The sequence below is a fragment of the Mycobacterium bulgaricum genome, assembly GCF_041287165.2.
GTDB lineage: Bacteria > Actinomycetota > Actinomycetes > Mycobacteriales > Mycobacteriaceae > Mycobacterium > Mycobacterium bulgaricum.
This window is the reverse complement of sequence record NZ_JBGGKV020000001.1, coordinates 35454-57981: the sequence shown is the minus strand read 5'-3', so window position 1 is coordinate 57981 and position 22528 is coordinate 35454. Positions and strand designations below refer to the sequence as shown.

At 68.5% G+C, this 22528-nt stretch carries 21 protein-coding genes and 1 tRNA gene; 4 read left to right on the top strand and 18 right to left on the bottom strand.

The window, feature by feature from the left end:
- Nucleotides 1-10: 10 nt before the first annotated feature.
- A complete protein-coding gene (locus ACAG24_RS00310) occupies nucleotides 11-715 on the top strand; it encodes an aminodeoxychorismate/anthranilate synthase component II (RefSeq protein WP_370470714.1) in 705 nt (234 codons plus the stop codon).
- Here the strand turns inward: ACAG24_RS00310 and pknB are convergent.
- The 7 genes from pknB to ACAG24_RS00275 are packed head-to-tail and all read right to left on the bottom strand — an operon-like array spanning nucleotide 693 to nucleotide 10249.
- Entirely contained in the window at nucleotides 693-2567 is a 1875-nt protein-coding gene (pknB, locus tag ACAG24_RS00305; protein ID WP_370470713.1) for a Stk1 family PASTA domain-containing Ser/Thr kinase, read from the bottom strand. The two genes, ACAG24_RS00310 and pknB, sit on opposite strands and share 23 nt — an antisense overlap.
- Nucleotides 2564-3865, bottom strand: coding sequence for a protein kinase domain-containing protein (locus tag ACAG24_RS00300; protein ID WP_370470712.1), 1302 nt, complete (start codon nucleotides 3863-3865; stop codon nucleotides 2564-2566). The genes pknB and ACAG24_RS00300 overlap by 4 nt, the downstream gene beginning before the upstream one ends.
- A gap of 22 nt (nucleotides 3866-3887) precedes the next feature.
- Nucleotides 3888-5363, bottom strand: a complete 1476-nt coding sequence (gene pbpA, locus ACAG24_RS00295; protein WP_370470711.1) for a D,D-transpeptidase PbpA — start codon at nucleotides 5361-5363, stop codon at nucleotides 3888-3890.
- The gene (locus tag ACAG24_RS00290) at nucleotides 5360-6772 is read right to left on the bottom strand and encodes a peptidoglycan glycosyltransferase RodA (RefSeq protein ID WP_370470710.1); all 1413 of its coding nucleotides are present in this window, start codon (nucleotides 6770-6772) and stop codon (nucleotides 5360-5362) included. The genes pbpA and ACAG24_RS00290 overlap by 4 nt, the downstream gene beginning before the upstream one ends.
- Nucleotides 6769-8316, bottom strand: coding sequence for a PP2C family protein-serine/threonine phosphatase (locus ACAG24_RS00285; protein ID WP_370470709.1), 1548 nt, complete (start codon nucleotides 8314-8316; stop codon nucleotides 6769-6771). The genes ACAG24_RS00290 and ACAG24_RS00285 overlap by 4 nt, the downstream gene beginning before the upstream one ends.
- Before the next feature lie 22 nt (nucleotides 8317-8338).
- Entirely contained in the window at nucleotides 8339-8806 is a 468-nt protein-coding gene (locus tag ACAG24_RS00280) for an FHA domain-containing protein FhaB/FipA (RefSeq protein ID WP_370470708.1), read from the bottom strand.
- 57 nt (nucleotides 8807-8863) lie between these two features.
- A complete protein-coding gene (locus ACAG24_RS00275; protein WP_370470707.1) occupies nucleotides 8864-10249 on the bottom strand; it encodes an FHA domain-containing protein in 1386 nt (461 codons plus the stop codon).
- Nucleotides 10250-10498: 249 nt separating this feature from the next.
- On the opposite strand from ACAG24_RS00275, the gene ACAG24_RS00270 reads away from it, so the two are divergent.
- Nucleotides 10499-10584: transfer RNA gene (locus tag ACAG24_RS00270), tRNA-Leu, on the top strand.
- Nucleotides 10585-10700: 116 nt separating this feature from the next.
- Here ACAG24_RS00270 and ACAG24_RS00265 read toward each other — a convergent pair.
- The 4 genes from ACAG24_RS00265 to ACAG24_RS00250 are packed head-to-tail and all read right to left on the bottom strand — an operon-like array spanning nucleotide 10701 to nucleotide 14740.
- Nucleotides 10701-11684: an MOSC domain-containing protein gene (locus tag ACAG24_RS00265; protein ID WP_370470706.1), complete on the bottom strand. Its 984-nt coding sequence runs from the start codon at nucleotides 11682-11684 to the stop codon at nucleotides 10701-10703.
- Nucleotides 11681-12304: a hypothetical protein gene (locus ACAG24_RS00260; protein WP_370470705.1), complete on the bottom strand. Its 624-nt coding sequence runs from the start codon at nucleotides 12302-12304 to the stop codon at nucleotides 11681-11683. The genes ACAG24_RS00265 and ACAG24_RS00260 overlap by 4 nt, the downstream gene beginning before the upstream one ends.
- An 11-nt stretch (nucleotides 12305-12315) precedes the next feature.
- Entirely contained in the window at nucleotides 12316-12855 is a 540-nt protein-coding gene (locus ACAG24_RS00255) for a lipoprotein LppJ family protein (RefSeq protein WP_370470704.1), read from the bottom strand.
- Nucleotides 12856-12862: 7 nt separating this feature from the next.
- Entirely contained in the window at nucleotides 12863-14740 is a 1878-nt protein-coding gene (locus ACAG24_RS00250; protein WP_370470703.1) for an alpha/beta hydrolase, read from the bottom strand.
- Nucleotides 14741-14789: 49 nt separating this feature from the next.
- Here ACAG24_RS00250 and ACAG24_RS00245 point away from each other — a divergent pair, with 49 nt between their 5' ends.
- Nucleotides 14790-15059 carry a YdeI/OmpD-associated family protein gene (locus tag ACAG24_RS00245; protein ID WP_370470702.1) on the top strand — a complete coding sequence of 90 codons (270 nt, stop codon included), beginning with the start codon at nucleotides 14790-14792 and terminating at the stop codon, nucleotides 15057-15059.
- On the opposite strand, the gene ACAG24_RS00240 is transcribed toward ACAG24_RS00245, so the two are convergent.
- Nucleotides 15056-15475 carry a ChaB family protein gene (locus ACAG24_RS00240; RefSeq protein WP_370470701.1) on the bottom strand — a complete coding sequence of 140 codons (420 nt, stop codon included), beginning with the start codon at nucleotides 15473-15475 and terminating at the stop codon, nucleotides 15056-15058. The genes ACAG24_RS00245 and ACAG24_RS00240 overlap by 4 nt on opposite strands.
- A gap of 113 nt (nucleotides 15476-15588) precedes the next feature.
- Here ACAG24_RS00240 and ACAG24_RS00235 point away from each other — a divergent pair, with 113 nt between their 5' ends.
- Nucleotides 15589-16473, top strand: coding sequence for a PfkB family carbohydrate kinase (locus tag ACAG24_RS00235; protein ID WP_370470700.1), 885 nt, complete (start codon nucleotides 15589-15591; stop codon nucleotides 16471-16473).
- Between the two features lie 28 nt (nucleotides 16474-16501).
- Here ACAG24_RS00235 and ACAG24_RS00230 read toward each other — a convergent pair whose 3' ends face one another.
- The 6 genes from ACAG24_RS00230 to ACAG24_RS00205 all read right to left on the bottom strand — a co-directional run bounded on the left by ACAG24_RS00230 (nucleotide 16502) and on the right by ACAG24_RS00205 (nucleotide 22528).
- Nucleotides 16502-17887, bottom strand: coding sequence for an FAD-dependent oxidoreductase (locus ACAG24_RS00230; protein ID WP_370470699.1), 1386 nt, complete (start codon nucleotides 17885-17887; stop codon nucleotides 16502-16504).
- Between the two features lie 78 nt (nucleotides 17888-17965).
- Nucleotides 17966-18763, bottom strand: coding sequence for an ABC transporter permease (locus ACAG24_RS00225; protein ID WP_370471734.1), 798 nt, complete (start codon nucleotides 18761-18763; stop codon nucleotides 17966-17968).
- On the bottom strand, nucleotides 18738-19634 hold the full coding sequence (locus ACAG24_RS00220; protein ID WP_370470698.1) for a 2-aminoethylphosphonate ABC transporter permease subunit: 897 nt from the start codon (nucleotides 19632-19634) through the stop codon (nucleotides 18738-18740). Before ACAG24_RS00220 ends, ACAG24_RS00225 begins: the two co-directional genes overlap by 26 nt.
- Nucleotides 19631-20800: an ABC transporter ATP-binding protein gene (locus ACAG24_RS00215; protein WP_370470697.1), complete on the bottom strand. Its 1170-nt coding sequence runs from the start codon at nucleotides 20798-20800 to the stop codon at nucleotides 19631-19633. The genes ACAG24_RS00220 and ACAG24_RS00215 overlap by 4 nt, the downstream gene beginning before the upstream one ends.
- A 1-nt stretch (nucleotide 20801) precedes the next feature.
- Complete coding sequence (locus tag ACAG24_RS00210; RefSeq protein WP_370470696.1) at nucleotides 20802-21842, bottom strand: 2-aminoethylphosphonate ABC transporter substrate-binding protein; 1041 nt, start codon at nucleotides 21840-21842, stop codon at nucleotides 20802-20804.
- 2 nt (nucleotides 21843-21844) lie between these two features.
- Nucleotides 21845-22528, bottom strand: coding sequence for a phosphonatase-like hydrolase (locus ACAG24_RS00205; RefSeq protein ID WP_370471733.1), 684 nt, complete (start codon nucleotides 22526-22528; stop codon nucleotides 21845-21847).

The following is a 22528-nucleotide window of genomic DNA, read 5'->3' as shown; positions in this document are numbered from 1 at the left end:
GCCTGTTCGGATGCAGGTGTTGGTCGTCGACAATTACGACAGTTTCGTGTTCAACCTCGTGCAGTACCTCGGTCAGCTCGGGGTGGACGCGACGGTGTGGCGCAACGACGACGACCGGCTCTCCACCGAGGCCGACATCGCCAAGGCGGCCGACGAATTCGACGGGGTGCTGCTCAGCCCCGGACCGGGCACACCCGAGCGGGCCGGCGCCTCCATCCCGTTGGTGCACGCGTGTGCGGCGGCCGCCACGCCGCTGCTTGGCGTCTGCCTCGGTCACCAGGCCATCGGAGTGGCGTTCGGCGGCACCGTCGACCGGGCACCCGAGCTGCTTCACGGCAAGACCAGCACCGTCCATCACGCCGACGCAGGTGTGCTGAAGGGGCTTCCGGACCCGTTCACGGCGACCCGCTACCACTCGCTGACGATCCTGCCGGACACCGTGCCCGACGAGCTCGAGGTCATCGCCTGGACGAACGGGGGCGAGCGAAGCGACGGGGGAAAGCCCAGCGGCGTGATCATGGGTGTGCGGCACGTCGAACTGCCGGTGCACGGGGTGCAGTTCCACCCGGAGTCGATCCTGACCGAGGGCGGTCACCGGATGCTGGCGAACTGGCTGGCGTTCTGCGGTGCCGCACCGGCAGAAGCGCTGGTGCGAGAGCTCGAAGACGAGGTCTCGACCGCCGTGCAGGCCGCTACGACGCGAAGTTCAGCGTGATCCTCGCGCCGTAATTCACGCCCGTACCCGGTGACGGGCTCTGGGTCACCACGGCGTTGGTGCGCTGCCCGCTGTTCTGGACGTCGCCGCCCTTGTCGAGCACGCCGGTCCAGCCGAGTGCCCGCAGGCGGGGTTCGGCGTCGGTCCAGAACATCCCGGTCAGGTCGGGCATGACGAACTGGTTGCCGCGCGAGATCTGGATCTGGATGACCGTGTCCTGGGGGACGGTCTGGCCCGCCCCGGGTTCCAGTCCGACCACCTGACCGGCCGGTGTGGTGCTGTCGAACTCGACGGGCACGTTCTTGGTGAACCCGGACGCGCTCAGGACCTGCTGGCACACCTCGAGCGTCTGGCCGACGCACTCCGGCACGATCGCCGTCGCGGGACCCTTGCCCACCACGATCGTGATCTCGTTCGTGATGGCCGAGGTCTGGTTGGCCGGCGGCACCGTCGAGAGCACGCGGTCTCGCTGTTCGGGTAGCGACGCAGAGGTGGTCTGCCGGAACCGCTCGAAGCCCACGTCGGTCAGCCGCTTCACGGCATCGGCGTAGCTGAGGCCCGACACGTCGGGCACCTCGCGCTGCTCGGGTCCCGTCGAGACGTTGAGGGTGATCTCGTCGCCCGCGGCGACGGACTCGTTGGCGGTCGGTTCGGTGTTGATGACGTGGTCGGGCGGAACCTCGGAGTCCGGCTTCTGCTGCGTGCGGATCGAGAAGCCGCGGTTCTGCAGCGCGGCGATCGCGTCGGCGGAGGGTTGCCCGGTGACGTCGGGCACCTGGACGTCGCGGGTCTCGCCGCCGAACATGTTGATGCCGATCGTCACCACGACGGTCAGCACCGCGAGCACGGCGACGGCAATCAGCCACCGGCCCAGCGAGCCGCTTCGTTCACGCTGCTGATGCCGCGGCTGGTACCCGCCTGCGGGATCCATCGGCTCGGCCCGGTGCGTGGGCGCAGCGGCGAGCATCGACGTGCGCTCGGCGTCGGTGAACACCTTCGGCGCATCCGGCGCCTCGCCACTGTGCACCTTGACCAGGTCGGCGCGCATCTCTGCCGCCGTCTGATAGCGGTTGTCGGGGTTCTTGGCCAGCGCCTTGAGCACCACCGCATCCAGCTCGGGCGAGATGTCCGCGTGCCGTTGCGAGGGTGGCACCGGATCCTCGCGGACATGCTGATAGGCGACGGCCACGGGGGAGTCGCCGACGAAGGGTGGCTCGCCGGTCAGGATCTCGTAGAGCACACAGCCCAGCGAGTACACGTCCGATCTGGCGTCCACCTTCACGCCCCGGGCCTGCTCCGGCGAGAGGTATTGCGCAGTGCCGATCACCGCCGCGGTCTGGGTGACGGGGTTGCCCGCGTCGGCCAGCGCCCGTGCGATGCCGAAGTCCATGACCTTCACCGCGCCGGCCTTGCTGATCATGATGTTGGCCGGCTTGACGTCACGGTGGATGATGCCGTGCTGGTGGCTGAAGTTCAGGGCCTGGCACGCGTCGGCGATGACCTCGATGGCGCGCCGCGCCGGCATCGGCCCCTCGCTGTGCACGATGTCGCGCAGCGTCACACCGTCGACGTACTCCATGACGATGTAGGGCAACGGTCCGGTGGGCGTCTCGGCTTCGCCGGTGTCGTAGACCGCCACGATCGCCGGGTGGTTGAGGGCGGCGGCGTTCTGGGCCTCCCTGCGGAAGCGCAGATAGAAGCTGGGGTCGCGGGCCAGATCTGCGCGCAGCACCTTGATCGCGACGTCGCGGTGCAGGCGCAGGTCGCGGGCCAGATGGACTTCGGACATGCCGCCGAAACCCAGGATCTCGCCGACTTCGTAGCGGTCGGAAAGGTGCTGTGGGGTTGTCATCGCAATATCTGTTCTGAAGCGTGCAGCATCACCGACAGTGATGCCTCGTCGACGGGTCGGGATACCCGATTTCGGTCGGGTTCATGATCGGGTAGCGCCGGCGGTGCGGCTCCCGGAGTTGCCGGTGGCGGCTCAGGAGCCGAAGTCTGGCCGCTCGGTGTCTCGGTGATCGTGGTCGGGGCGGGACGGTCCTGGCGGTCCTGCGCATTGAGCACGATCAGGATCGCGATGACGATGGCCAGTGCTCCGAGCACACCCGCGGCCCACAGCAGTGCGCGCTGACCCGAGGAGAACGTCCGCCGGGCAGGCTGCGGTGAGCGATGGTGGCTGCCTGTCGCGCGGGTGCGCGACGTCTGGGCGGGTGCGCGCCCGGTCGCCTCCGGCGGCCTCGTCGCGATGGCGGGTGGCACGGCAGCGGGCGCGGCACGTCCGATGGACGGCGCGGCGTTCGGCCTCGGGGGCCGGCGGCCGGAGCGCACGGCCGCGACGGCATCGGCGAACGGACCACCGGACTTGTAGCGCATGCCAGGGTTCTTTACCAGCGTGATCTCGATCAGTTCGCGCACATTGGGCGGCAGATCGGCGGGCAGCGGGGGAGGCGTCTCCTTGATGTGCTTCATGGCCACGGTCAGGGCACCGTCTCCGGTGAACGGCCGCTTGCCCGACACCGCTTCGTATCCGACGACGCCGAGCGAGTAGACGTCGCTGGCCGCGGTGGCGTCGTGGCCGAGGGCCTGTTCCGGGGCGATGTACTGCGCCGTGCCCATGACCATGCCGGTCTGGGTGACGGGCGCGGCGTCGACGGCCTTGGCGATGCCGAAGTCGGTGAGCTTCACCTGGCCGGTGGGCGTGATGAGGATGTTGCCCGGCTTGACGTCCCGGTGGACCAGACCCGCGGTGTGGGCGACCTGCAGCGCACGGCCCGTCTGCTCGAGCATGTCGAGCGCGTGCCGCAGCGACAGCCGCCCCGTGCGCTTGATCACCGAGTTCAGTGGCTCACCGTTGACGAGCTCCATCACCAGGTAAGCGGTGCGGCCCTCACCGTCGATGTCGGTCTCGCCGTAGTCGTAAACACCGGCGATGCCGGGATGGTTGAGCATTGCGACGGTGCGCGCTTCGGCGCGGAACCGCTCGACGAACTCGGAGTCGGTCGAGTACTCGGCCTTGAGAACCTTGATGGCGACCCGGCGGCCCAGCCGGGAGTCCACGCCTTCCCAGACCTGACCCATGCCGCCGGTCGCGATCAGCCGCTGCAGCCGATAGCGCCCGGAGAGGGTGACCCCAACGCGCGGACTCATGTGCTGCCTCCGGCAATGTGAATCACGAGGCCTCCTGCAACGCGGCCGCGATCGTCGCGCGCCCGATCGGGGCGGCCAGCTCGCCACCCGTCGCCGACAAGCGGTCCCCGCCGTTCTCGACGAGCACCGCGACCGCGACTTTGGGTGCCTGAGCAGGCGCGAAGGCGATGTACCAGGCATGCGGCGGCGTGTTGCGCGGATCCGTGCCGTGCTCCGCAGTGCCGGTCTTGGATGCGATCTGCACGCCGGCGATGGCTCCCTTCTGCTGAGTCACCTGCTCGGCGGCGACCATCAAGTCCGTAAGTGTATCTGCGACCTGCTCAGGCACCGCCCGCTGCACTTCGGAGGGGGCGGTGGCGGCGATGTTCGCCAAGTCGGGGCCTCTCAGGCTGTCCACCAGGTAGGGGCGCATCGAGACGCCCTTGTTCGCGATGGTCGCCGCCACCATCGCGTTCTGAAGAGGCGTCAGCGCGACGTCCTTCTGTCCGATGCTGGACATGCCGAGCGCTGCGTCGTCATCGATCGGCCCGACCGTGGATTCGGCCACCTGCAGCGGGATCGTCGGGGCGAGCGCCCCGACTCCGAACCCGAGTGCGGTCGAGCGCAACTCGTCACTTCCGGTGTCGATGCCGAGCTGGACGAAAGCGGTGTTGCAGGAGTGCGCGAAGGCGTACTCGAGCGTCGTGGTCGGCCCGCCGCCGCAGGAGGCGCCGCCGAAGTTCTCCAGCGTCGCGGTGCTGTCGGGCAGCGGGATCTGCGGGGCGGCGGTCAGCTGCGTCTGCGGTGTGGCTCCGGCCTGCAGCGCCGACGCGGTGGTGATCACCTTGAATGTCGAACCCGGGGGATAGGTCTCGGAGATGGCCCGGTTCAGCAGAGGCGAGTCGGGGTCGTCGCGCAGCCGCTGCCACGCCTCGGCCTGCTCGCCGATGTCGTGGGACGCCAACACATTCGGGTCGTACGACGGAGCAGAGACCATCGCGAGGACTTTTCCGGTCGACGGTTCCAGCGCGACGACGGCGCCTTTGCATGGCCCGTTGCAGCCGTCCTCCATCGCGTCCCACGCGGCCTGCTGTACCTCGGGGTTGATGGTGGTGGCGACGTTGCCGCCGCGAGGGTCGCGCCCGGTGAAGAAGTCGGCGAGCCTGCGACCGAACAGGCGCTGATCGGAGCCGTTGAGGATGGTGTCCTCGGCGCGCTCGAGTCCGCTGCTGGAATAGCTCAGCGAGTAGAAGCCGGTCACCGGCGCATACGTCATCGGGTTCGGATAGACGCGCAGGAACCGGAACCGGCCCTCCGTCGACACCGAGTAGGCCAGCAACTGCCCGCCCGCCGAGATCTGGCCGCGCTGGCGCGAGTACTCGTCGAGGAGCACCCGTTGATTGCGCGGATCCGACCGCAGCCCGTCGGCGGTGAAGACCTGGGTCAGGGTGGCATTGGCCAGCAGCAGCACGATCAGGGCCATGATCATGACGGAGATACGGCGCAGCGAGGTGTTCATACCTTCTGGATCACCTCGGTGCTGGCTCCCGCGATGTTGCCCACCGGAAGCCCCTTGGTGACGATGGGCTTGCGCGCGTTGTGCGAGATGCGGACCAGGATCGCCAGCAGCAGGTAGTTGGCCACCAGAGACGACCCGCCGTAGGACATCCAGGGGGTGGTCAGACCCGTCAACGGGATGAGTTTCGTGACGCCGCCGACGACGATGAACAACTGAATGGCCAGCGTCGCGGCCAGGCCCGCCGCCAGCAGCTTGCCGAAGCTGTCCCGCACGGCGATCGCGGTCCGCAGCCCGCGGATGATCACGATGGTGTACAGCATCAGGACGGCTGAAAGACCAACCAGGCCAAGCTCTTCCCCGACCGCGGCGATGATGAAGTCGGTGGATGCCGCAGGTACGGTGCCGGGCTGCCCGTTGCCCAGGCCGGTGCCGAAGATGCCGCCGGTCGCGAAGCTGAAGAGGGACTGGACCATCTGATAGCCGGCGCCGTCGGGGTCGGCGAACGGATCGCGCCACGTCTGGACGCGCACGCGCACGTGGTCGAACGCGTAGTAGGCGGCCACGCTGCCGACCGCGAAAAGCCCGAGACCCAACACAACCCAGCTGAACCGCTCCGTGGCGATATAGACCATCACCAGGAAGGACGCGTATAGCAACAGGGACGTCCCGAGGTCCTTCTCGAAGATCATCACACCGATCGAGGCCATCCAGGCGGCCAGCAGCGGAGCGAGGTCGCGGGGACGGGGGAGATCCATGCCGAGGACATGCTTGCCGGCACTGGTGAACAGGCTGCGCTTGGACACCAGGACCGCGGCGAAGAAGATCAGCAGCAGGATCTTCGAGAACTCGGCGGGCTGAATCGAGAAGCCCTCGAACTGGATCCAGATCTTCGCGCCGTTCTGCTCGGACATGCTCCGAGGCAGCACGGCGGGAATCGCCAGCAGGACAAGCCCGGTCAGGCCGCACACGTACCCGTACCGCGACAGCACGCGATGATCGCGCAGGAAGATCACGATGGCCGAGAACCCGAGGACGCCGGCCAGGGTCCACAGCATCTGCTGGTTGGCCGTGCCGCCCAGGCCCTGTGCCGTGGGTTGGCCCTCGGCAAGGTCGAGGCGGTGAATCATGACCAGCCCCAGACCATTCAGCAGTGCCACGACGGGGAGCAGCAGCGGGTCGGCATACGGGGCGAAGCGCCGGACCGCCAGATGCGCACCGGTGAAGAGAGCGAGGTAGGCCGCGGTGTACTGGATCAGATCCCAGCGCAGACCCTGTTCCTGGTTGGCCTCGACGAGCAGCAGCGCGACCGTGGTGATTACCGCCGCGAAGGCGAGCAGGAACAGCTCGGCGTTGCGGCGGTTGGGCAGCGCCGGGGTCACCGCGACGAGAGGCTGCGGCTGGGTGGTCATGAGACTTCCCGGCAGTTCGTTCCCGGCTCAGGTGGTGGGGGAGGCAGTGCGGTCACCGTCGGTGAAGGGGTCGGCGACGGGGACGGCGCCGGCGAACCCGGAGCGGGAGGGGCCGGTGAGGGCGACGGTGCGGAGCCGGGAGTACGCGGTGCCGCCGGCGGGGTGTTGGTCGGATTCGCGCTCGGCTCAGGCGTTTCCGGTGCGCCGGACCTCGACGCGGTGGTCGACGGGGGCGCGGGACGCGGCGCGGGCGAGGCCGTCGACGCGGGGGCAGGAGGCGCGCACACCGGGAGCACGGAGCTGCGGGAGAGTTCCTCGATCTGGCCGATCGCTTCGTCGAGAGAGCCCGAGGGGAGACCGGCGATGACCTGGGCCCGCTCGGGGGGACGCATGTCGCCGACACCGAGGAGCCGGCAGTCCAGATTGCCGCCGGCCTGGTCGGCGCTGATGAGGGAGAGTTCGTTGCGGTTGTTCAGACATCCGAGGAGGTAAGGCTCCTGCAAGGAGACTCCGAGGAAGGAGCCCTGAACACCCCGCATGATCGAGACGGTGCCGTCGTGTTCGCTGACGTAGTAGTTGTTCCGCACGATCTCGCGTCCGACCGCCAGGCCTGCCAGCACCACCAGGACCAGCACCGTCGCGGCGATGACCATGCGCCGCCGGGACCGGGGGCGCGGTGGCGGCTCCTCGGGTTGGGGCACAACGCGTTTGGCGGCATTGCGCTTCGGATTGAACGCCGACGCGCGGCCCGCGGCGGTGTTCGGCGGTGCGCTCTGGTCGTCGTCGCCCGACACCGCGCCGGCGAGGATCGGTTGCGTCTGACCGTAGTCATAGTCGACGACATCGGCGACCACCACGGTGACGTTGTCGGGTCCGCCGCCGCGCAGCGCCAATTCGATGAGACGGTCCGCACTTTCAGCGACGTCGTCGATCTGGAGCGCCTCGGCGATGGTTTCCTGGCTGACCGGATCGGACAGGCCGTCGGAGCAGAGCAGATACCGATCGCCTGCGCGCGCTTCGCGCATGATCAGGGTGGGCTCGACCTCGTGGCCGGTGAGCGCACGCATGATCAGCGAGCGCTGCGGGTGGCTGTGCGCCTCCTCGGCGGTGATCCGGCCTTCGTCGACCAGGGTCTGAACGAACGTGTCGTCCTTGGTGATCTGGGTGAGCTCGCCGTCGCGCAACATGTATCCGCGCGAATCACCGATGTGCACCAGGCCCAGGCGGTTTCCGGCGAACAGGATCGCGGTCAGCGTGGTGCCCATGCCCTCGAGTTCGGGGTCGGCCTCCACGTGCGCGGCGATCGCCGAGTTTCCTTCGCGGACCGCCGAATCGAGCTTGCTGAGCAGGTCGCCGCCGGGCTCGTCGTCGTCGAGGTGCGCCAGCGCGGCGATCACCAGTTGGGAGGCCACTTCACCGGCGGCATGACCACCCATGCCGTCGGCGAGCGCGAGCAGGCGCGCCCCGGCGTAGACGGAGTCCTCGTTGTTGGCGCGCACCAGCCCCCGGTCGCTGCGGGCCGCGTATCGAAGTACGAGTGTCACATCGCTCCTCGCGTGCGCGGCGTCACGGGCGCAGCTCGATCACCGTTTTGCCGACTCGCACCGGTGTGCCCATCGGAACTCGTACCGCTGTCGTCACCTTCGCCCTGTCGAGGTATGTACCGTTGGTCGATCCTAGGTCCTCTACATACCATTCCGGACCTCGTGGCGAGAGCCTGGCATGGCGCGTCGAGGCGTAATCGTCGGTCAGCACGAGGGTGGAGTCATCGGCCCGGCCGATCAGGACGGGCTGGGTTCCCAGCGGTATGCGGGTGCCAGCCAAGGCGCCCTCGGTGACCACCAGCTGGCGGGGGACCGTCCTGCGTTCGCGGTTGGGCAGCAGGGACCCGCGCAGCGCCAGCCCGCGACGCACCATCACGGCGCCGGTGGGCGCGTAGATGTCGGTGCGCAGGATGCGCAGCACAGACCAGATGAACAACCACAGCAGCAACAGGAAGCCGACGCGGGTCAGCTGCAGAACAAGCCCCTGCATCTGACGTCCCTTCCGTCCTGTCGGCACCGCCACCACACGGGGGCGTCGAGGTGCCCCTCAGTGAACGCGGACGATGATCTCAGAGTGTCCCAGCCGGATGACGTCGCCGTCGGCCAGCTGCCACTCTTGCACCGGAGCGTTGTTCACCGTCGTGCCGTTGGTGGAATTGAGGTCTGACAATAGCGCGACCTGACCGTCCCAGCGGATCTCCAGGTGGCGTCGTGACACACCCGTGTCCGGAAGGCGGAACTGAGCATCCTGCCCGCGGCCGATCACATTGGCGCCCTCGCGCAGCTGATAGGTGCGCCCGCTGCCGTCATCGAGCTGCAGAGTGACGGTGGCGCCGCCCGGGTAGTCGCCCTGACCGGCGCCGTAGCCGCCGTAGCCGCCCTGCTGGGCCGGGGCTCCGTAACCCTGGTCGCCGTAGCCTTGATCGCCATAGCCCTGATCGGCGTACCCCGCAGGGGCCTCGCCGTAGCGGCCGTAGTCGGGCTGCGCGTAATCCTGGCGGCCGTAGGACTGCTGGCCGTAGCCGCCCTGATCCTGGTAACCACCCTGATCCGGGTAGCCGCCCTGGTCGGGGTATCCGCCGCGGTCCGGGTAGCCGCCCTGGCGTCCGTAGTCGTAGTCGTTGGACGGCGCGCCGTAGCCCTGCTGGCCGCCGGGCGGCGGTCCGTAACCGGCGGGCGGGCGCTGCTCGTAGGACTGCGGGGGGTAGTTGCCCGACGGAGGGCCATAGCCCGCGGGAGGCCGCTGCTCGTACGACTGGGGCGGGTAGCCGCCCTGGTCGGGGTAGCCGCCGCGGTCCGGGTAGCCGCCCTGGTCCGGGTAGCCGCCGCGGGGCGGGTAACCCTGATCGCCCTGCGGCGGGTAGCCCTGGTCGGCAGGCGGGTAACCGCGCTGGTCGTCGCCGCGGTTGTAGCCCTCGTTCTCCTGGCGGCTGTAGTACTCGTCTTCGGGGCGACCCTGTCCCTGGCCGGCGCGGTAGCTCGGATTGTCGGTCATCGCTGGTACTCCTGGTTCTGCGTGGGACGTGACGTCTCGTGGGGGTGGAGCGGGTTCGACTGTGGCGTCGGGATTGACCGCGCCACGCGCGCGAAACTGTCCGGTGTGCAGGTTGGGTGACTGCTCGAATCTGACGACCACATCACCATACGTTTGCCATCCCTGCTCATGGATGTATCCCTCCAAGTGCTTGGCGAAGGTGGTCGCGGTGATGTCCGGGTCGGCGATTACTTTGTGATAGTCAGGCACACTGAGGGTAATGACGTAGTCGTTCGGGGCCAAAACGCGCCCGCCGTGCAGCTCACGGGCCCCGGTGTCGGCCTCGCGACGGAGAAGGGACTCCACTTCCTGCGGGACGATCGATCCCCCGAAGACGCGGGCGAAGGCATTGCCGACCGAATCCTCAAGCTTGCGCTCGAAGCGGCCGACTAGTCCCATGACCCTGATCGCCTCCCTCGCTGCCTGCGGGATTTCGCCCGCACCGTTGGCGCCACCAGCGTGTCGGCTGGCAGCGATGCTTCCAAGCATGCTATCGGCCCCCTGTACCCACGAGGCACAAACAAATCTCTGAGAATCACATCGACGCTGGTCACAGTGCCGCATCCACCGGTTTTGGAGATGACGGGGGTGCGACAGTACGGTTGGGAGGTGGGGTTGCCTGCGTGATAGGCTCCCCCGGTTGTTTTCGGGCGAGTGGCGGAATGGCAGACGCGCTGGCTTCAGGTGCCAGTGTCCTTCGGGACGTGGGGGTTCAAGTCCCCCTTCGCCCACCACGAGGAGTTCTACGAACTCCACGCGCTTAGGTCACGAACCAGAAATGGTTCGTGACCTTCGTGTTTTGACGAGTTCGGCGGTGGGCGGTGTGACGATCTCGCCACCCTGCGGTGAACTAGCCCTTCTCGCGCAGGACCGTCGCCTCGAGCAGGCGCTGCACGCCCTTCGTCGCGGATTTGTTGACGGCCGTCGCGGCCCGGTGCAGCGCGCCGGGCGGCTTGGCGAGGTGCACCCGGACCTCGTCGCCGACGCTGACCATGCCGGCGTTCGTCACGTCGGCGTAAACGCCCAGGAAGCGGTTGGTGCGTTCGGCCAGCTGCCGGGTGATGCCCTTGTCGAGTTCGACGTCGGGCTGCGGTCGGGTGGGCACCACGCACCGGATCGTCGGAATCGTCACATGCAGCCGCGCCGATCCGACATCCAGATCGCCGCCGACCCAAGCGGTTTCGGGGAACTGACGGGTGGTTTCCCCCGCCTCGACGAGGACGTTGGGGCGGAACCTGCGGACGTCGTATTCATGGTCGCCCGGTGCCAGGTCCCGCAAGCTCGCGGTGGTCATCAAATGCACCGGGCTGAGGTCGTGGAACGCGCCCGGCGGCGTGGAGAACCGGGCGAGCGTGACGATGTCCTTGGTCGAGAACACCGACGTGTCGGGGAGCGCCTCGGTCTCGCCGAGGCCGAAGTCCTTGCGCACCTGGGACGCTCGAAAGTTGGCCAACGAGTCCGACACCGTCATCCGGTGCTGGCTGGTGTCGCCGACCGGAGGCAGCGCAACCAGACGCATCGGCCTGCCGACGAGCTCCGAGAGAGCGTCGTGGATCTCCGGGTCGTCGCTCGCCAGGTCACGCCCGTCGGGGAACGTCACGACGACACCGGGCACGTTGCCCGGACCCGCATCGACCGCGGGCTCGACCGCATAGCGCGCCGTACAGTTCAGGAGCGCCGGAACTCGCCGCGCTGAGGCAGTGACACCGCGCTCGATGTCGCGGACTGCCCACAGCCGATCGGCGTGAACGCCGCGACGTTCGATACGCACCCGGTCGACGCGGCTGCCGCCCATCGACTTGACGGGGAAGCGCCACAACTGCGCGATCTTCATCCACTACCACCTGCTTGTTTCGGTCGGATGCCCGTCGGTGGCACGACCTTAGCAATCCCGCGCAGATCGGCCTCTGACCACAGCGCTCCGGCGGCGTGCCCGAGGAGCAACTTCGCATAGAAGACCGGCCCGAACCACGGAGCAGCCTGCGAACGTCCGAGCCCCGCGTCCAGAGCGATCCCGCCCGCTGTCAGGACGAGGCCGAGGGGGCGTCGCCACCGCGCCGCGCGGCGAATGGCCACCGTGGCAGCGATCAGATAGCCGTACTGCGCAGTCGCCCATACCCACGGCGGAACCCTGCCCGATTCCCGGCGATCCATCCACGCCAGTAACGCGGGGTGCAGGTGCATGGCCGCGAATTGCAGGTGGTGACTGTCGGTTTGGCCGGGCCGCTCGTACCAACGGGCGCAGGCGCGGGTGTTGTTCGCCACCGCGCCGCCCCACAGGTCAAGGGCACACAACCGCAACAACACGCTCTCCGCGGTGCTCAGGGAGGCGGCGAACCGGGGCGCCGCGGCGGCTCCCACACCCGCGAACCCGAGAATGACCGCCGTGCCGGCCGGGCCGGTCTCAGGGCCGACGAACTCCCCCCACGCCGTGCGAAGTCTGCGGCCGATCACACCCACCAGCTTCAGCCGCCGCGGATCTCGTCGGTGATCTCGACGCCGCCGGAGTTTCGGTGGTCGTTCATGTTGCGGCACTCCCCGAAGATCCGGATCCCACCGCGCTCGGGATAGTTGCCCGGCCCGATCACGGCCCACACGTTGCCCTTGTGGACGGCGTCGCCCGCGGTGTGGATGCCGGGCGGGGTGCCCGCCGCCCATCCCGGCTGGGCCGCGACGGTGGTCGCCACCGTCTTGCTCGCGTCGATGTTCGTGGTGCCCGGCGGGACGACGAACGCGATGTCGACACGGCTGCGGTACGGGGGCTCACCCTGGTCGTTGCACCACTCCCACTGGTAGTTCGCGTACGTGACGTCCAGACCGGCCGCCGCAGTGATCGCCTTGGCGGCGTCGACGACCTGGGCGCGGGACTCCTCGTCGGAGATCGGGGTGGGCTCCTGCCGGTCTCGCTTGAACGGGAACATCTCCGAACATCCTCCTGTCGCAGGCAGTGCGGTGGCGAGTAGGACGAGAAGCGCCGCGGTGCGGCGCACGGTGTTCATGGGCATCGGTCACTCATTGTGCGGGCCGGTCCCATTCGGGGTCGTAGATGATGGGCGTCTCGACGGACAGATGCGGCAGTGGTACCTCACCGATGATCGGCAGGTCGAGGTTCTGCGGGGTGGAGACGGACAGTTCGGTGCGCGGCTGGGCCTGCAGGCCGAGCTCGCCGAGTGCGTCTCCGTTGCCAGTGACGATCTGGGTCATGCTCCGCAGCGACTCGCTACCGGAGGTGTAGTAGTAGGAATGGTCGGCCGGGTCGATCATGTCGGCGCCTGGGACTTCGGCTCGGAAACGCGTCGCGCCGAAGTCTTCGAACGCGGGGTCGAGGCCGAGGCCGGCGGAGGGCCCCATCATGTTGCCGAGCGACTCGTTGAGCTCACCGGGCAGATTGTTGCCCATCTGGCCGAGCCAGCCGACCGGATCCGTGGACGCGTCGCCGATGTAGACCCGGCCGCCGTCGAGGTTGAAGTCAGCCGCGCTCTGCGCGACGTCGGCGCCGGGGCTGCCGAGCAGGATGGCGTCGTCGGCCCGCATGCCGCTGTTGGCGAACGCGTCCGCGACAGTGGTCGACCCGTAGGAATGCCCTGCGACGGTGACGTGCTGGGGGACACCTGCCTCGTGGGTCACGCTGAGGCTGTTGACGTCCCACGCAAGGGCGTCCCCGCCGGCACGGGCGAGGCCCGTGTTGGCGATGTTCGGATCGGCGAAGCTTTCCGGGGTGTCGTAGCCCATCCAGGAGATGACGGCCGTCGGCTCGCGCGGCGCCGCCGCCAGCGACTCGTCGTAGAGGTTGATGGCGTCGTTGTGGCCGTCCGACAGCCAGCCGTCGCGAACGCTCGCGCTGGTGCCGGGCACGATGACCGCGGTGTTGACCGCTGTGTCGGGGTTGCCGATCGCGACAGCCGCGCGCCCCTTGCCGTCGAACGCCTGCGGGTCGTAGGCCCACAGCATCGTCGGACGCCAGCTCGCGCGGGCACGCTCCTCGGCGCCGACGTCGCTGTAGCGCCGGGGCTGCCCGTCCGGACCCTTCAGTTCGTTGACGCCCGTCATCTGATGGACAAGGCCCTCCTGGGTCTTCTTCGCGTTCTGGTAGCGCGTGATGTCGCCCTCGGACAGCCCATACCTACCCGGGTTGGCGGTCACCTCGTCGGCGGAGATGTTGTTGGCCCTGGCGACGTTCTCCACCCGATCGAGGTCGTCGTCCATGACCGCGACGTTGATCAGGTCGCGGGCTTCGGCGGGAATTCCGTTGAGATTGCCGAGAATCGGCGGGTGTTCGGCGATCAGCTCCTGCTGTTGTTGCTCGCTGAGCGAGTCCCACCACTGCTTGACGTCTACGGGGTCGGTGTCCGGTGACGGGATCTGGATCTGGTGGCCCCCGACTTCCACCGGAGGATTGGGGATGTCGACGCCCGCAGCCTGGTCGATCGCCGAGGCGGTGTTCTCGTCGAGATCGGTGAACAGCCGCAGCATCTCCTTGAGGAAGGTGCCGAGCTTGTCGGCGATCCCTTCGAGCAGGTCGCCGACCAACCACTGCTCCGGCGTCACGGTCCCGTCGTCGGCGACGGCGAACCCGAAGCGTTCGATCGTCGCCACCAGGTCCAGCAGCGCGTCGCGAAGCGCACCCATCTGCAGACCGCCGTTGCGCAGCGCCGACTCGAGGTTGAGCAAGCGGCGAGCGATCCGGTCCTGCTTGGCGATCTCCTTGAGGCCCCTGTCGATGGCGGCGGTGGCGGCATCGCCCGTCCAGTGTCCTTGCAGGAAAGACAGCATCTCCCGCCCGCCGGCGATGACGGCCTGCAGCTCGGAGTGCTTGCCGCGCATGGCATCGGCGGCGTCGACCAGCTTATCGGGCTCGGACGCCCGCACCGTCGAGATCGATACCGACAAGCTTCCTCCAGTCCGCCGCCATCGATCGTTCCATAGCTACGCTGACCGGATGACCAGCCAGCGGATCCCCGGCGGGGTGGTGCACACGCTGCCCGCCGATCTGCGCACCGCTCTCGCGGCCAATGCGAGCGCGCTGGCCGCGTGGAAGGACATCACGCCGCTGGCGCGCAACGAGTTCATCTGCTGGGTGGAGGACGCCAAGCAGGACAAGACCCGCGAGCGACGGATCCGTCGCACCCAGGAAGAGTTGGAAGAGGGCATGCGCCGGCCGTGCTGTTGGCCGGGGTGCAAGCACCGGGAGCGGACCGGGAAGGCCTAGCTGTTGCGCCGCGTCTCGCGGCGGTTGGCTTTCATGATCTCGGTGACGAGTTCGTCCTTGCTCATCCTGGATCGCCCGGAGATGTCGAGCCGGCGGGCCACATCGAGCAGGTGCTTCTTCGATGCGTTGGCATCGACCCCCTCAGCGCTCTCGCCGCTCGGGTTCGGTCCGCCGCTTTCGGCTCGATCGTCGGAGGGCCCGCGTTGCTCCTTTTCCTCCCAGTGATCGCCGACCTTCTCGTAGCTGTGCTTGAGCGCGCTGTAGGCGACGCGGTGCGCCCGCTCGGCGTCGTCATACTGCTCGGCGGCGGCGTCGTGCGCCTTCGCGAACGTGCGCTTGGCCTTGTCGTCCGACTTCTGCAGTGTGCTCGGCAGCTCGCTCTCCTTTGCCTTGCCGGACTTGGTGGTCTTCGGCATCGTGCACCTTCTGTCTGCGTAACGGGTTGCCGCTGAGGGTTATTGAGGCGGTTACCCACAATCGCCACCACGACACGTGTGTATGACGGCGAGGGCGGGGCATCCGGTGCGGCGTGGGTGTGGTCGTGATGGGTCAGATCGGGCGGGATCTGGTGCTGCGCACCGCGGATTGGCCCGCCGAAGGCGGTTCCGAGCCGGTCCTGGACAGGCTGGAGTGCCTCGGCGGCAAAGGTGCCAACCAGGCGGTCGGCCTCGCTCAGCTGGGCGTGCCGGTGGCCCTGATCGGGGTGGTCGGCGATGACCCTGACGGCACCACCGCACGCGGTCAGGCGGCCTCCGACGGAATCGACGTCGAGTACGTGGCGCGGCGCGGACGGACAGCGCTGCTGGTAACAGTGGTGGACGCGGCTTCGAACCGTCGCCTACTGGAACATTCGCCGCAGGACGCCATGCTGACGGTGAACGACATCGCGCAGGCCGGGCCCGTGATCGACACTTGCGACACCCTGTCGATTCAGCTGCAGCAACCCGCCGAGGCGGTGCTGGCTGCCGCCCGGCGCGGCCGGCGCGCGGGAATTCGGGTAGCCGTCGACGGTGCGGTGGAACCGGACGTGCGCGACGAACTGGCCGAACTCGTCGATGTGTGGCGTGCTGATGCCGAGGAAGCCGAAATGCTCAGCGGTGGACCTGTGCGCACCGTGGGACATGCCTCGGCGCTCGCGCGCAGGATGCTCGGCGCCCGTGCCACGGTGGCAGCGGTTGCGGTGCCCGGGGTCGGCGACCTCATCGCGTGGCCCGGCGGCCGTCGGCTCTTTCCGTTCTCCGATACCGAGGTGGTGGACCGCACCGGCGCGGGTGACGCGTTCGTGGCGGGGTTGCTCTTCGCGCTGCGTCGCAACGCGTCACCGGAGCATGCGGGTTCGGTGGCCGCGGCCGCGGCGAGCGCGACGGTCGCCCGGCTGGGCGGCCGGCCGGATCTGACGAGTTTGGCTGTGTGACAGAGCGATTGGTCGATGCGGTGCGGCGTCAGGGAGTCAGTGCGCCGAGTAACTGGTTGAACGCCTCCGTCATCGAGGGGTGTGTGTAGATCTCGTCGCGCAGTTGGGCGGCGGTGATGCCGTGGCGCATCGCCAGCGCCACGAGATTGATCACCTCGTGGGAGTCGTAGGACAACAGCGCCGCACCGAGTACCTCGTCGGTGTCGGCGTCGACGACGACCTTCATCAGCCCGGCGGTCTGTTCCACGATCTGCGCCCGAGGCACCGTGGCCATGTCGGCCACCCGCATCGTCGCCGTCCGGACGGTTTTCCCGGCCTCCTTGGCGGCGCGTTCGGTCATGCCCACCCGCGACAGCGGCGGGGTGAGGAACAGGCTGTAGGGCACTGCGCGGCGGTCGGCGGTCGACCGGCTGCCCGATCCGATCAACTGATCCAGGACGATCCGGTAGTCGTCGAGCGACACGTAGGTGAACTGGGGACCCCCGTTGACATCGCCGATGGCGAAGATGTGCGGTTGCGTGCTCCGCAGGTGTTCGTCGACGGCGACGGCCCCGGTGGCCGTCGTCTCCACACCGGCGCGGTCGAGCTGTAGTTCGTCGGTGACGGGTGCGCGGCCGAGTGCGACCAGGATCGTGTCGGCGTCTGCGACGCCCGTGCCTTCACCGACCCGGTAGTGCACGGAAGCCGTTCCGTCGGAATGGTTTTCGATGCGTTCGACGGCCGCCGAGGTGACGATGGACACGCCGGCGGCCGTGATGACCTCGCGCGCCGCGTCGGCGACATCGGCGTCCTCGCCGGCCAGGATCCCCGGCTTGCGCTCCAACACCGTCACCTCTGATCCATAGGCGGCCTGCATCGCCGCGAACTCCAGCCCGATGTAACCCCCACCGAGGACGACGAGACGTCGGGGCAGGTCGTGGGTGGTCAGAAGTTCGGTGCTGGTCACGACATTGGGGGCCTCGGCGAGACCGGGGATGTCGGGCAGGACCGCCGCCGACCCGGTTCCGATGACCACGTAGCGGCCGGAGACGGAGACGAGGTCGCCGTCGGCGGTCCGGACCTCGACGGTGTGTGGGTCGAGGAAGCGCGCCTGCCCGGTCAGCACCGTCGCGGTGTCCAGCGTGTCGAGCATGGCGAGGTTCCGGGCGCGCAACGACGAGGTCAGGCCCTGGGTGAATTCGACTGCTGCACTGTATGTTTTGCGATGCGGACCCGGGCCGAGGTGTTCGGAGTGGTGGACCATGGCCTTGGTCGGCACGCACCCGACGTTGATGCATGTGCCGCCGTACATCAGCGGTGAGCGTTCCACCATCACGACGCGCCAGCCCTGCTTGGCGAGCGCCGCCGCCAGGGTCTTGCCGCCCTTGCCGTAGCCGAGCACGACGAGGTCGGCGGAGATGTCGGTGGTGCTCATGGCGGCCCCAGTTCGTTGTCGGACGTGTCGACTGAACTGAACGCACTACCGGCCCGAAGTCTTCCACCGGTACGGCACTCAGCGCAGCGCAGCGCGCCCGCGAATTCGGCCGAGCACGATCAACGAGACCAGGGTGACAGCGAGCAGGAGCGTGGTGCTGGCGGCCGCCTGGAACACCTGCCCGCGGTCGGTCAACCCGAAGATCGTGACCGGAAGCGTCTTCCATGTCGCGGGGTAGACCATCACGGTGGCGCCCAGCTCACCCATCGACAGCGCGACCGCCAAGCCCGCGGCCGCCCCGAGTGCGGGAAGAAGCAATGGCAGCGTGATACGGACCAGCACCCGAGCCGGACCGGCGCCGAGGGATTCGGCGGCCTGCCGGTAGGCGGGGTCGAGACGGTCCAGCGCGGCGGAGACTGCGCTGAAGGCAAACGCCAGCACCAGAACGGCGTGGGCAAGGATCACGATCCACCGAGTTCCGCCCAGCAGCACCGGTTTCTCGTTGAACGCGATCAGCAGTCCCAATCCGATCGCGACCGACGGCACCGCGATGGGGAGGTGGAAGACCGCGTCGGTGACCCGGCGCAGCCAGTCGGGCGCCTCTCGCGCCGCCAGTGCGGCCCAGGTGCCGATCACCAACGCGAAACCGCCTGCCAGGAACGCTGTTTGGAGACTCACCGAGAGGCTGGCCAGGTCCTCGCCGGACAGGGCGGCACCGAATCGGGCGAAGCCCAGATCGGACGGCAGCGGCCCGGTCCACGAGCCGGCGAGACCGGCCAGCAGGACGGTGCCCAGCGGCAGTACGAACACGACCAGCACGACGATCGCGAAGACCGCCAGTGCCACCCCTCTACTTCGGGGGCTCCACAGCAACATCACCGACCCCCCTTCGGGTCGTCAGCCGGGCGAAGATCACCCGGTAGAGGCCGTACAGCGCGAGCGAGAGCAACACCTGCGCAGTGGCGATCACCGCGGCGCCGGGCAGGTCGAACGTGACGATGCCGCGCGTGTAGATCAGCACCGGCAGCGTGATGACGCCCTTGGCGCCGGTGAACAGCACTATGCCGAACTCGTTGAGGGTCAACAGGAGAACGAGGCTGCCGCCGGCGGCGAGGGCGGGCCAGGCCTCGGGCATGACGACCGTTCGCAGGACCGTCAGCGGCGAGGCACCCAGGCTCGCGGCGACGTTGAGCTGGGCCTGCGGGATCAACGAGAACGCCGCAAGCAGCGGCCGCACCACGAACGGTGTGAAGAAGGTGATCTCGGCGGTGATGACGCCTGCGGGCGTGTAGAGGAAGTCCAGCATGGGGGAACTGGAACCGGTGATCGCCGAGATCGCCGCGTTGACCGCGCCCGCGCTGCCGTAGAGGAATGTGAACGCGAGTGTGATGAGAAACGACGGCAGGGCCAAGACTGTGTCGATCAGTCGGCCCACCACCGCGGAACCGGGAAACGGGACGAAAGCCAGCACGATCGCGAGGAACGTCCCGAGGATCAGGCAGCCCAGCGTCGACGTCGCCGCGATGGCGACGGTGCGCCACAGCGCGTCGCGGAACACCTCGGAGCCGAGGACGGCGCCCCATGACCCCTCTGCCGACGATTCCACGAACACGCGCAGAAGGGGGTAGAGGACGACGAGCAGCACCAGCCCGAGGGGCGGCAGCACCCACAGCCACGCCTTCGAGCGCGGAGCGGCCGGCGTCGGCTGCGGTACCGCGGCGTCGGCCCTCTCCAGAACGTCTGTCATGCCGCGGTCCCCGGCGACACCAGGACGCCGGCGGGTTCGGGCAGACGCAGACCGACGGCGGCGCCGATCTCGAACGGCGTGTGCCCGGGGACGTCGACCTCGACGAGGGTGTCGGGAAGGGTGTCGACAGCAAGGACCAGTCGCGTCACTGCGCCGCGCCAGACCGCGGCGTTAACACTGGCCTGCAGCGCATCCCGCTCACGGGTGGACACGACCTGCAGCGCGTGCGGCCGTACGCACAGCAGTGCCGATGATCCGGGTGCCCAGTCGGCGTGACCGAACGCGGGCTGCGGGGCTTCGGCATTGACGGTGCGGGAGCCCACCTTCACCAGTGCGGAGGTGCCGATCACCCGGCCCACCTCGCACGGCAGCAGGTTTGCCCCGCCGAGGAACGCCGCCGTGAATGTCGTCGGAGGTCGCTTCCAGAGGTTCTCCGCGGTGTCGACGTCCATCAGGCGCGCGTCGTTCATCACCACGATGCGGTCGGCCAGCGCCAGTGCCTCGGCCTGGTCGTGGGTGACGTAGAGCATCGCGGTGTCCGGTAATGCCTCCTTGAGGCGCTGCAGCTCGGCCAGCATCGACTGTCGCAACTGGGCATCGAGCGCGGCGAGCGGTTCGTCGAGCAGCAGCACCGACGGCCGGATCGCCAGTGCGCGAGCGATCGCGACGCGCTGCTGCTGTCCGCCCGAAAGCTCACGCGGCAAACGCTTCTGGAAACCCGACATGCCGACCATGTCCAGCACGTCGTCGACCCGGGGCGTGATCTCACGCCGGGCCACCTTGTGCGCGCGCAGCCCGAACGCGACGTTGTCGGCGACCGACATGTGAGGAAACAGCGCATAGGACTGCAGGACGACGCCGATGCCGCGGCGCGCCGGCGCGAGGTCGGTGACGTCGCGGCCTGCGAGCCGCACCCGCCCCGACGTGGGACGGACGAACCCGGCCAGTGCGTTGAGCGCGGTCGACTTGCCCGACCCGCTGGGGCCCAGCAGTGCGATGGTTTCGCCCGCCGCCACCCTCAGGTTGAAGTCGACGAGTGCCGGTGTGACCTTTCTGCCGCGGCCGTAGGACACTCCTACCCGGTCGAAAAGGATTGCCGGAGTGTTTGGTTCGGCCGCTGCAGGTTGGAGCAGCCGGCTGGCCGGGCTGACCCGTGTCTCGGCCATGTCAGCTACCGGTGGCCTTCTGGTACTCGGCGAGGTCGGCGTCCAGATCGGCGAGGACGGCGTCCCAGTCCGGCACCCACACGTCGACGCCGTCGAGTACTGCCAGCGGGGTGTTCGGCTCCGTCGATCCGGTGCCCTTGAGGGATTCGAGGACGGGGATGCCGAGCGCGTCGGGGGCCACGGTCTTCTGGATGTCTTCCGAGATCAGGAACGCCAGCAGCTTCTTCGCGTCGTCGGCGTGGGGTGCGCCTGCGGTCACGCCGGCCACATAGGGCAGCGAGATGCTGGTCCGCCTTCCGTCGGCCCCTGCCGGGATGAAGATCTCGAACGTCGATCCGTCGTCCTTGATCGACGCGAGGTTCATCTGTACGTCGCCGTTGGCGACCAGCAGCTCGCCGTTGCTGACCTTGGGTTGCAACTTGCCGGTGGAGGACGACGGACCGACGTTGTTGGCCTGCAACGCCTTCAGATACTCGAGAGCGCCGGGCTTCCCGCGGAGATGCTGCAGCAGCACCAGCACGGCGGTGCCGTCACCGGCCTGCCCGGGCGTCGAGTACTGCAACTTGCCCTTGAACTCGGGCTTGAGCAGGTCGTCCCATGTCACGGGTGCAGGGTCGGCTCCGGGGTTGACGATGAAGCTCAGCGCGTTGTCGACGATCGGGACGAAGGTGCCATCGGGCCCGACCTGGTCAGCGGCGATGCCACTGGTGTCGGCGCCGCTGGGCTGCAACAGATTCGACTGCGCGGCCCGTTGGATGAAGGGAGGCAGCGTGACCAGCAGGTCGGCCTGCGGATTGGACTGTTCCTTCTCGACGCGGGAGACCACCTCGCCCGAGCCGGCTTCCACGAGGTTGACGTTGATACCGGTCTGCTCGGTGAACTTCTTGAAGGTGGGCTCATACCAGCCGGCCAGGCCGTCGGCACTGTAGACCGTCAGCGTGGTGCCGTCGCCGGAGCCGGACGATCCGGTCCCACCACACGCGGCGGACATGGTGGCGACGGCCGCGACGGCCATCACCGAGAGTGTCGTGCGGAGTTTCATGGTCAGCCTTTCACGAGGAGGTCAGCGAAGTCGGATACGGAGGTGACGATGTGGGTGGCGCCGGCGGCCGCGAGCTGACGCTCGTCATGGGCGCCGGTGAGAGTTCCTGCCGCGATGGCGCATCCGGCCCGCAGGGCGCTTTCGATGTCGCTGGCGGTGTCGCCGAGGGCGGCGACGGAGCGCACGCTGTCGGCGCCGGTGCGCAACAGCGCGGTGAGGATCAGGTCGGGGTAGGGGCGTCCGCGGACACCTTCGCCGGGTGCCAGGACGAGGTCGGCGATGTCCTGCCAGCCCAGCGCGGCCAGCAGTTTGCCCTGTGTGTCCGGTGAGAAGCCGGTCGTCAGCGCGACCTTGACACCGCTGTCGCGTAGCAGCGAAAGCGCCTCTGCTGCACCGGGAACAGGTTCGGCGCGGCCCGCACTGATCAGGGATGCATAGGCTTGCTCGAAGGCGACGTTGGCGCGCTGGGCGGTCGCTTCGTCGTCGAACAGCGCACGGAACACCGTGATCTTGGACTGCCCCATCGTGTCGAGGACGTACTGGCGGGCGTGTTCGCGTTCCGGCCCGCTCGCGGGGAGTCCGCCTGCTTCGGCGGCAGCCTCGAAAGCCTCGACGACGAGTCCGTCGTCGGCCACGGTGGTGCCGGCCATGTCGACGACAGCCAGCTGAATTCCGTTGTCGTGCAT

Coding starts and splice junctions, on each gene's coding strand:
- ACAG24_RS00205 (WP_370471733.1), bottom strand. CDS start 22,528: ATGCACGACAACGGAATTCAGCTGGCTGTCGTCGACATGGCCGGCACC.
- pknB (WP_370470713.1), bottom strand. CDS start 2,567: ATGACAACCCCACAGCACCTTTCCGACCGCTACGAAGTCGGCGAGATC.
- ACAG24_RS00240 (WP_370470701.1), bottom strand. CDS start 15,475: ATGCCGAAGACCACCAAGTCCGGCAAGGCAAAGGAGAGCGAGCTGCCG.
- ACAG24_RS00310 (WP_370470714.1), top strand. CDS start 11: ATGCAGGTGTTGGTCGTCGACAATTACGACAGTTTCGTGTTCAACCTC.
- ACAG24_RS00275 (WP_370470707.1), bottom strand. CDS start 10,249: ATGGGACTAGTCGGCCGCTTCGAGCGCAAGCTTGAGGATTCGGTCGGC.
- ACAG24_RS00215 (WP_370470697.1), bottom strand. CDS start 20,800: ATGGCCGAGACACGGGTCAGCCCGGCCAGCCGGCTGCTCCAACCTGCA.
- ACAG24_RS00255 (WP_370470704.1), bottom strand. CDS start 12,855: ATGCCCATGAACACCGTGCGCCGCACCGCGGCGCTTCTCGTCCTACTC.
- ACAG24_RS00265 (WP_370470706.1), bottom strand. CDS start 11,684: ATGAAGATCGCGCAGTTGTGGCGCTTCCCCGTCAAGTCGATGGGCGGC.
- ACAG24_RS00210 (WP_370470696.1), bottom strand. CDS start 21,842: ATGAAACTCCGCACGACACTCTCGGTGATGGCCGTCGCGGCCGTCGCC.
- ACAG24_RS00230 (WP_370470699.1), bottom strand. CDS start 17,887: ATGAGCACCACCGACATCTCCGCCGACCTCGTCGTGCTCGGCTACGGC.
- ACAG24_RS00220 (WP_370470698.1), bottom strand. CDS start 19,634: ATGACAGACGTTCTGGAGAGGGCCGACGCCGCGGTACCGCAGCCGACG.
- ACAG24_RS00245 (WP_370470702.1), top strand. CDS start 14,790: ATGACCAGCCAGCGGATCCCCGGCGGGGTGGTGCACACGCTGCCCGCC.
- ACAG24_RS00290 (WP_370470710.1), bottom strand. CDS start 6,772: ATGACCACCCAGCCGCAGCCTCTCGTCGCGGTGACCCCGGCGCTGCCC.
- pbpA (WP_370470711.1), bottom strand. CDS start 5,363: ATGAACACCTCGCTGCGCCGTATCTCCGTCATGATCATGGCCCTGATC.
- ACAG24_RS00300 (WP_370470712.1), bottom strand. CDS start 3,865: ATGAGTCCGCGCGTTGGGGTCACCCTCTCCGGGCGCTATCGGCTGCAG.
- ACAG24_RS00225 (WP_370471734.1), bottom strand. CDS start 18,763: ATGTTGCTGTGGAGCCCCCGAAGTAGAGGGGTGGCACTGGCGGTCTTC.
- ACAG24_RS00280 (WP_370470708.1), bottom strand. CDS start 8,806: ATGCAGGGGCTTGTTCTGCAGCTGACCCGCGTCGGCTTCCTGTTGCTG.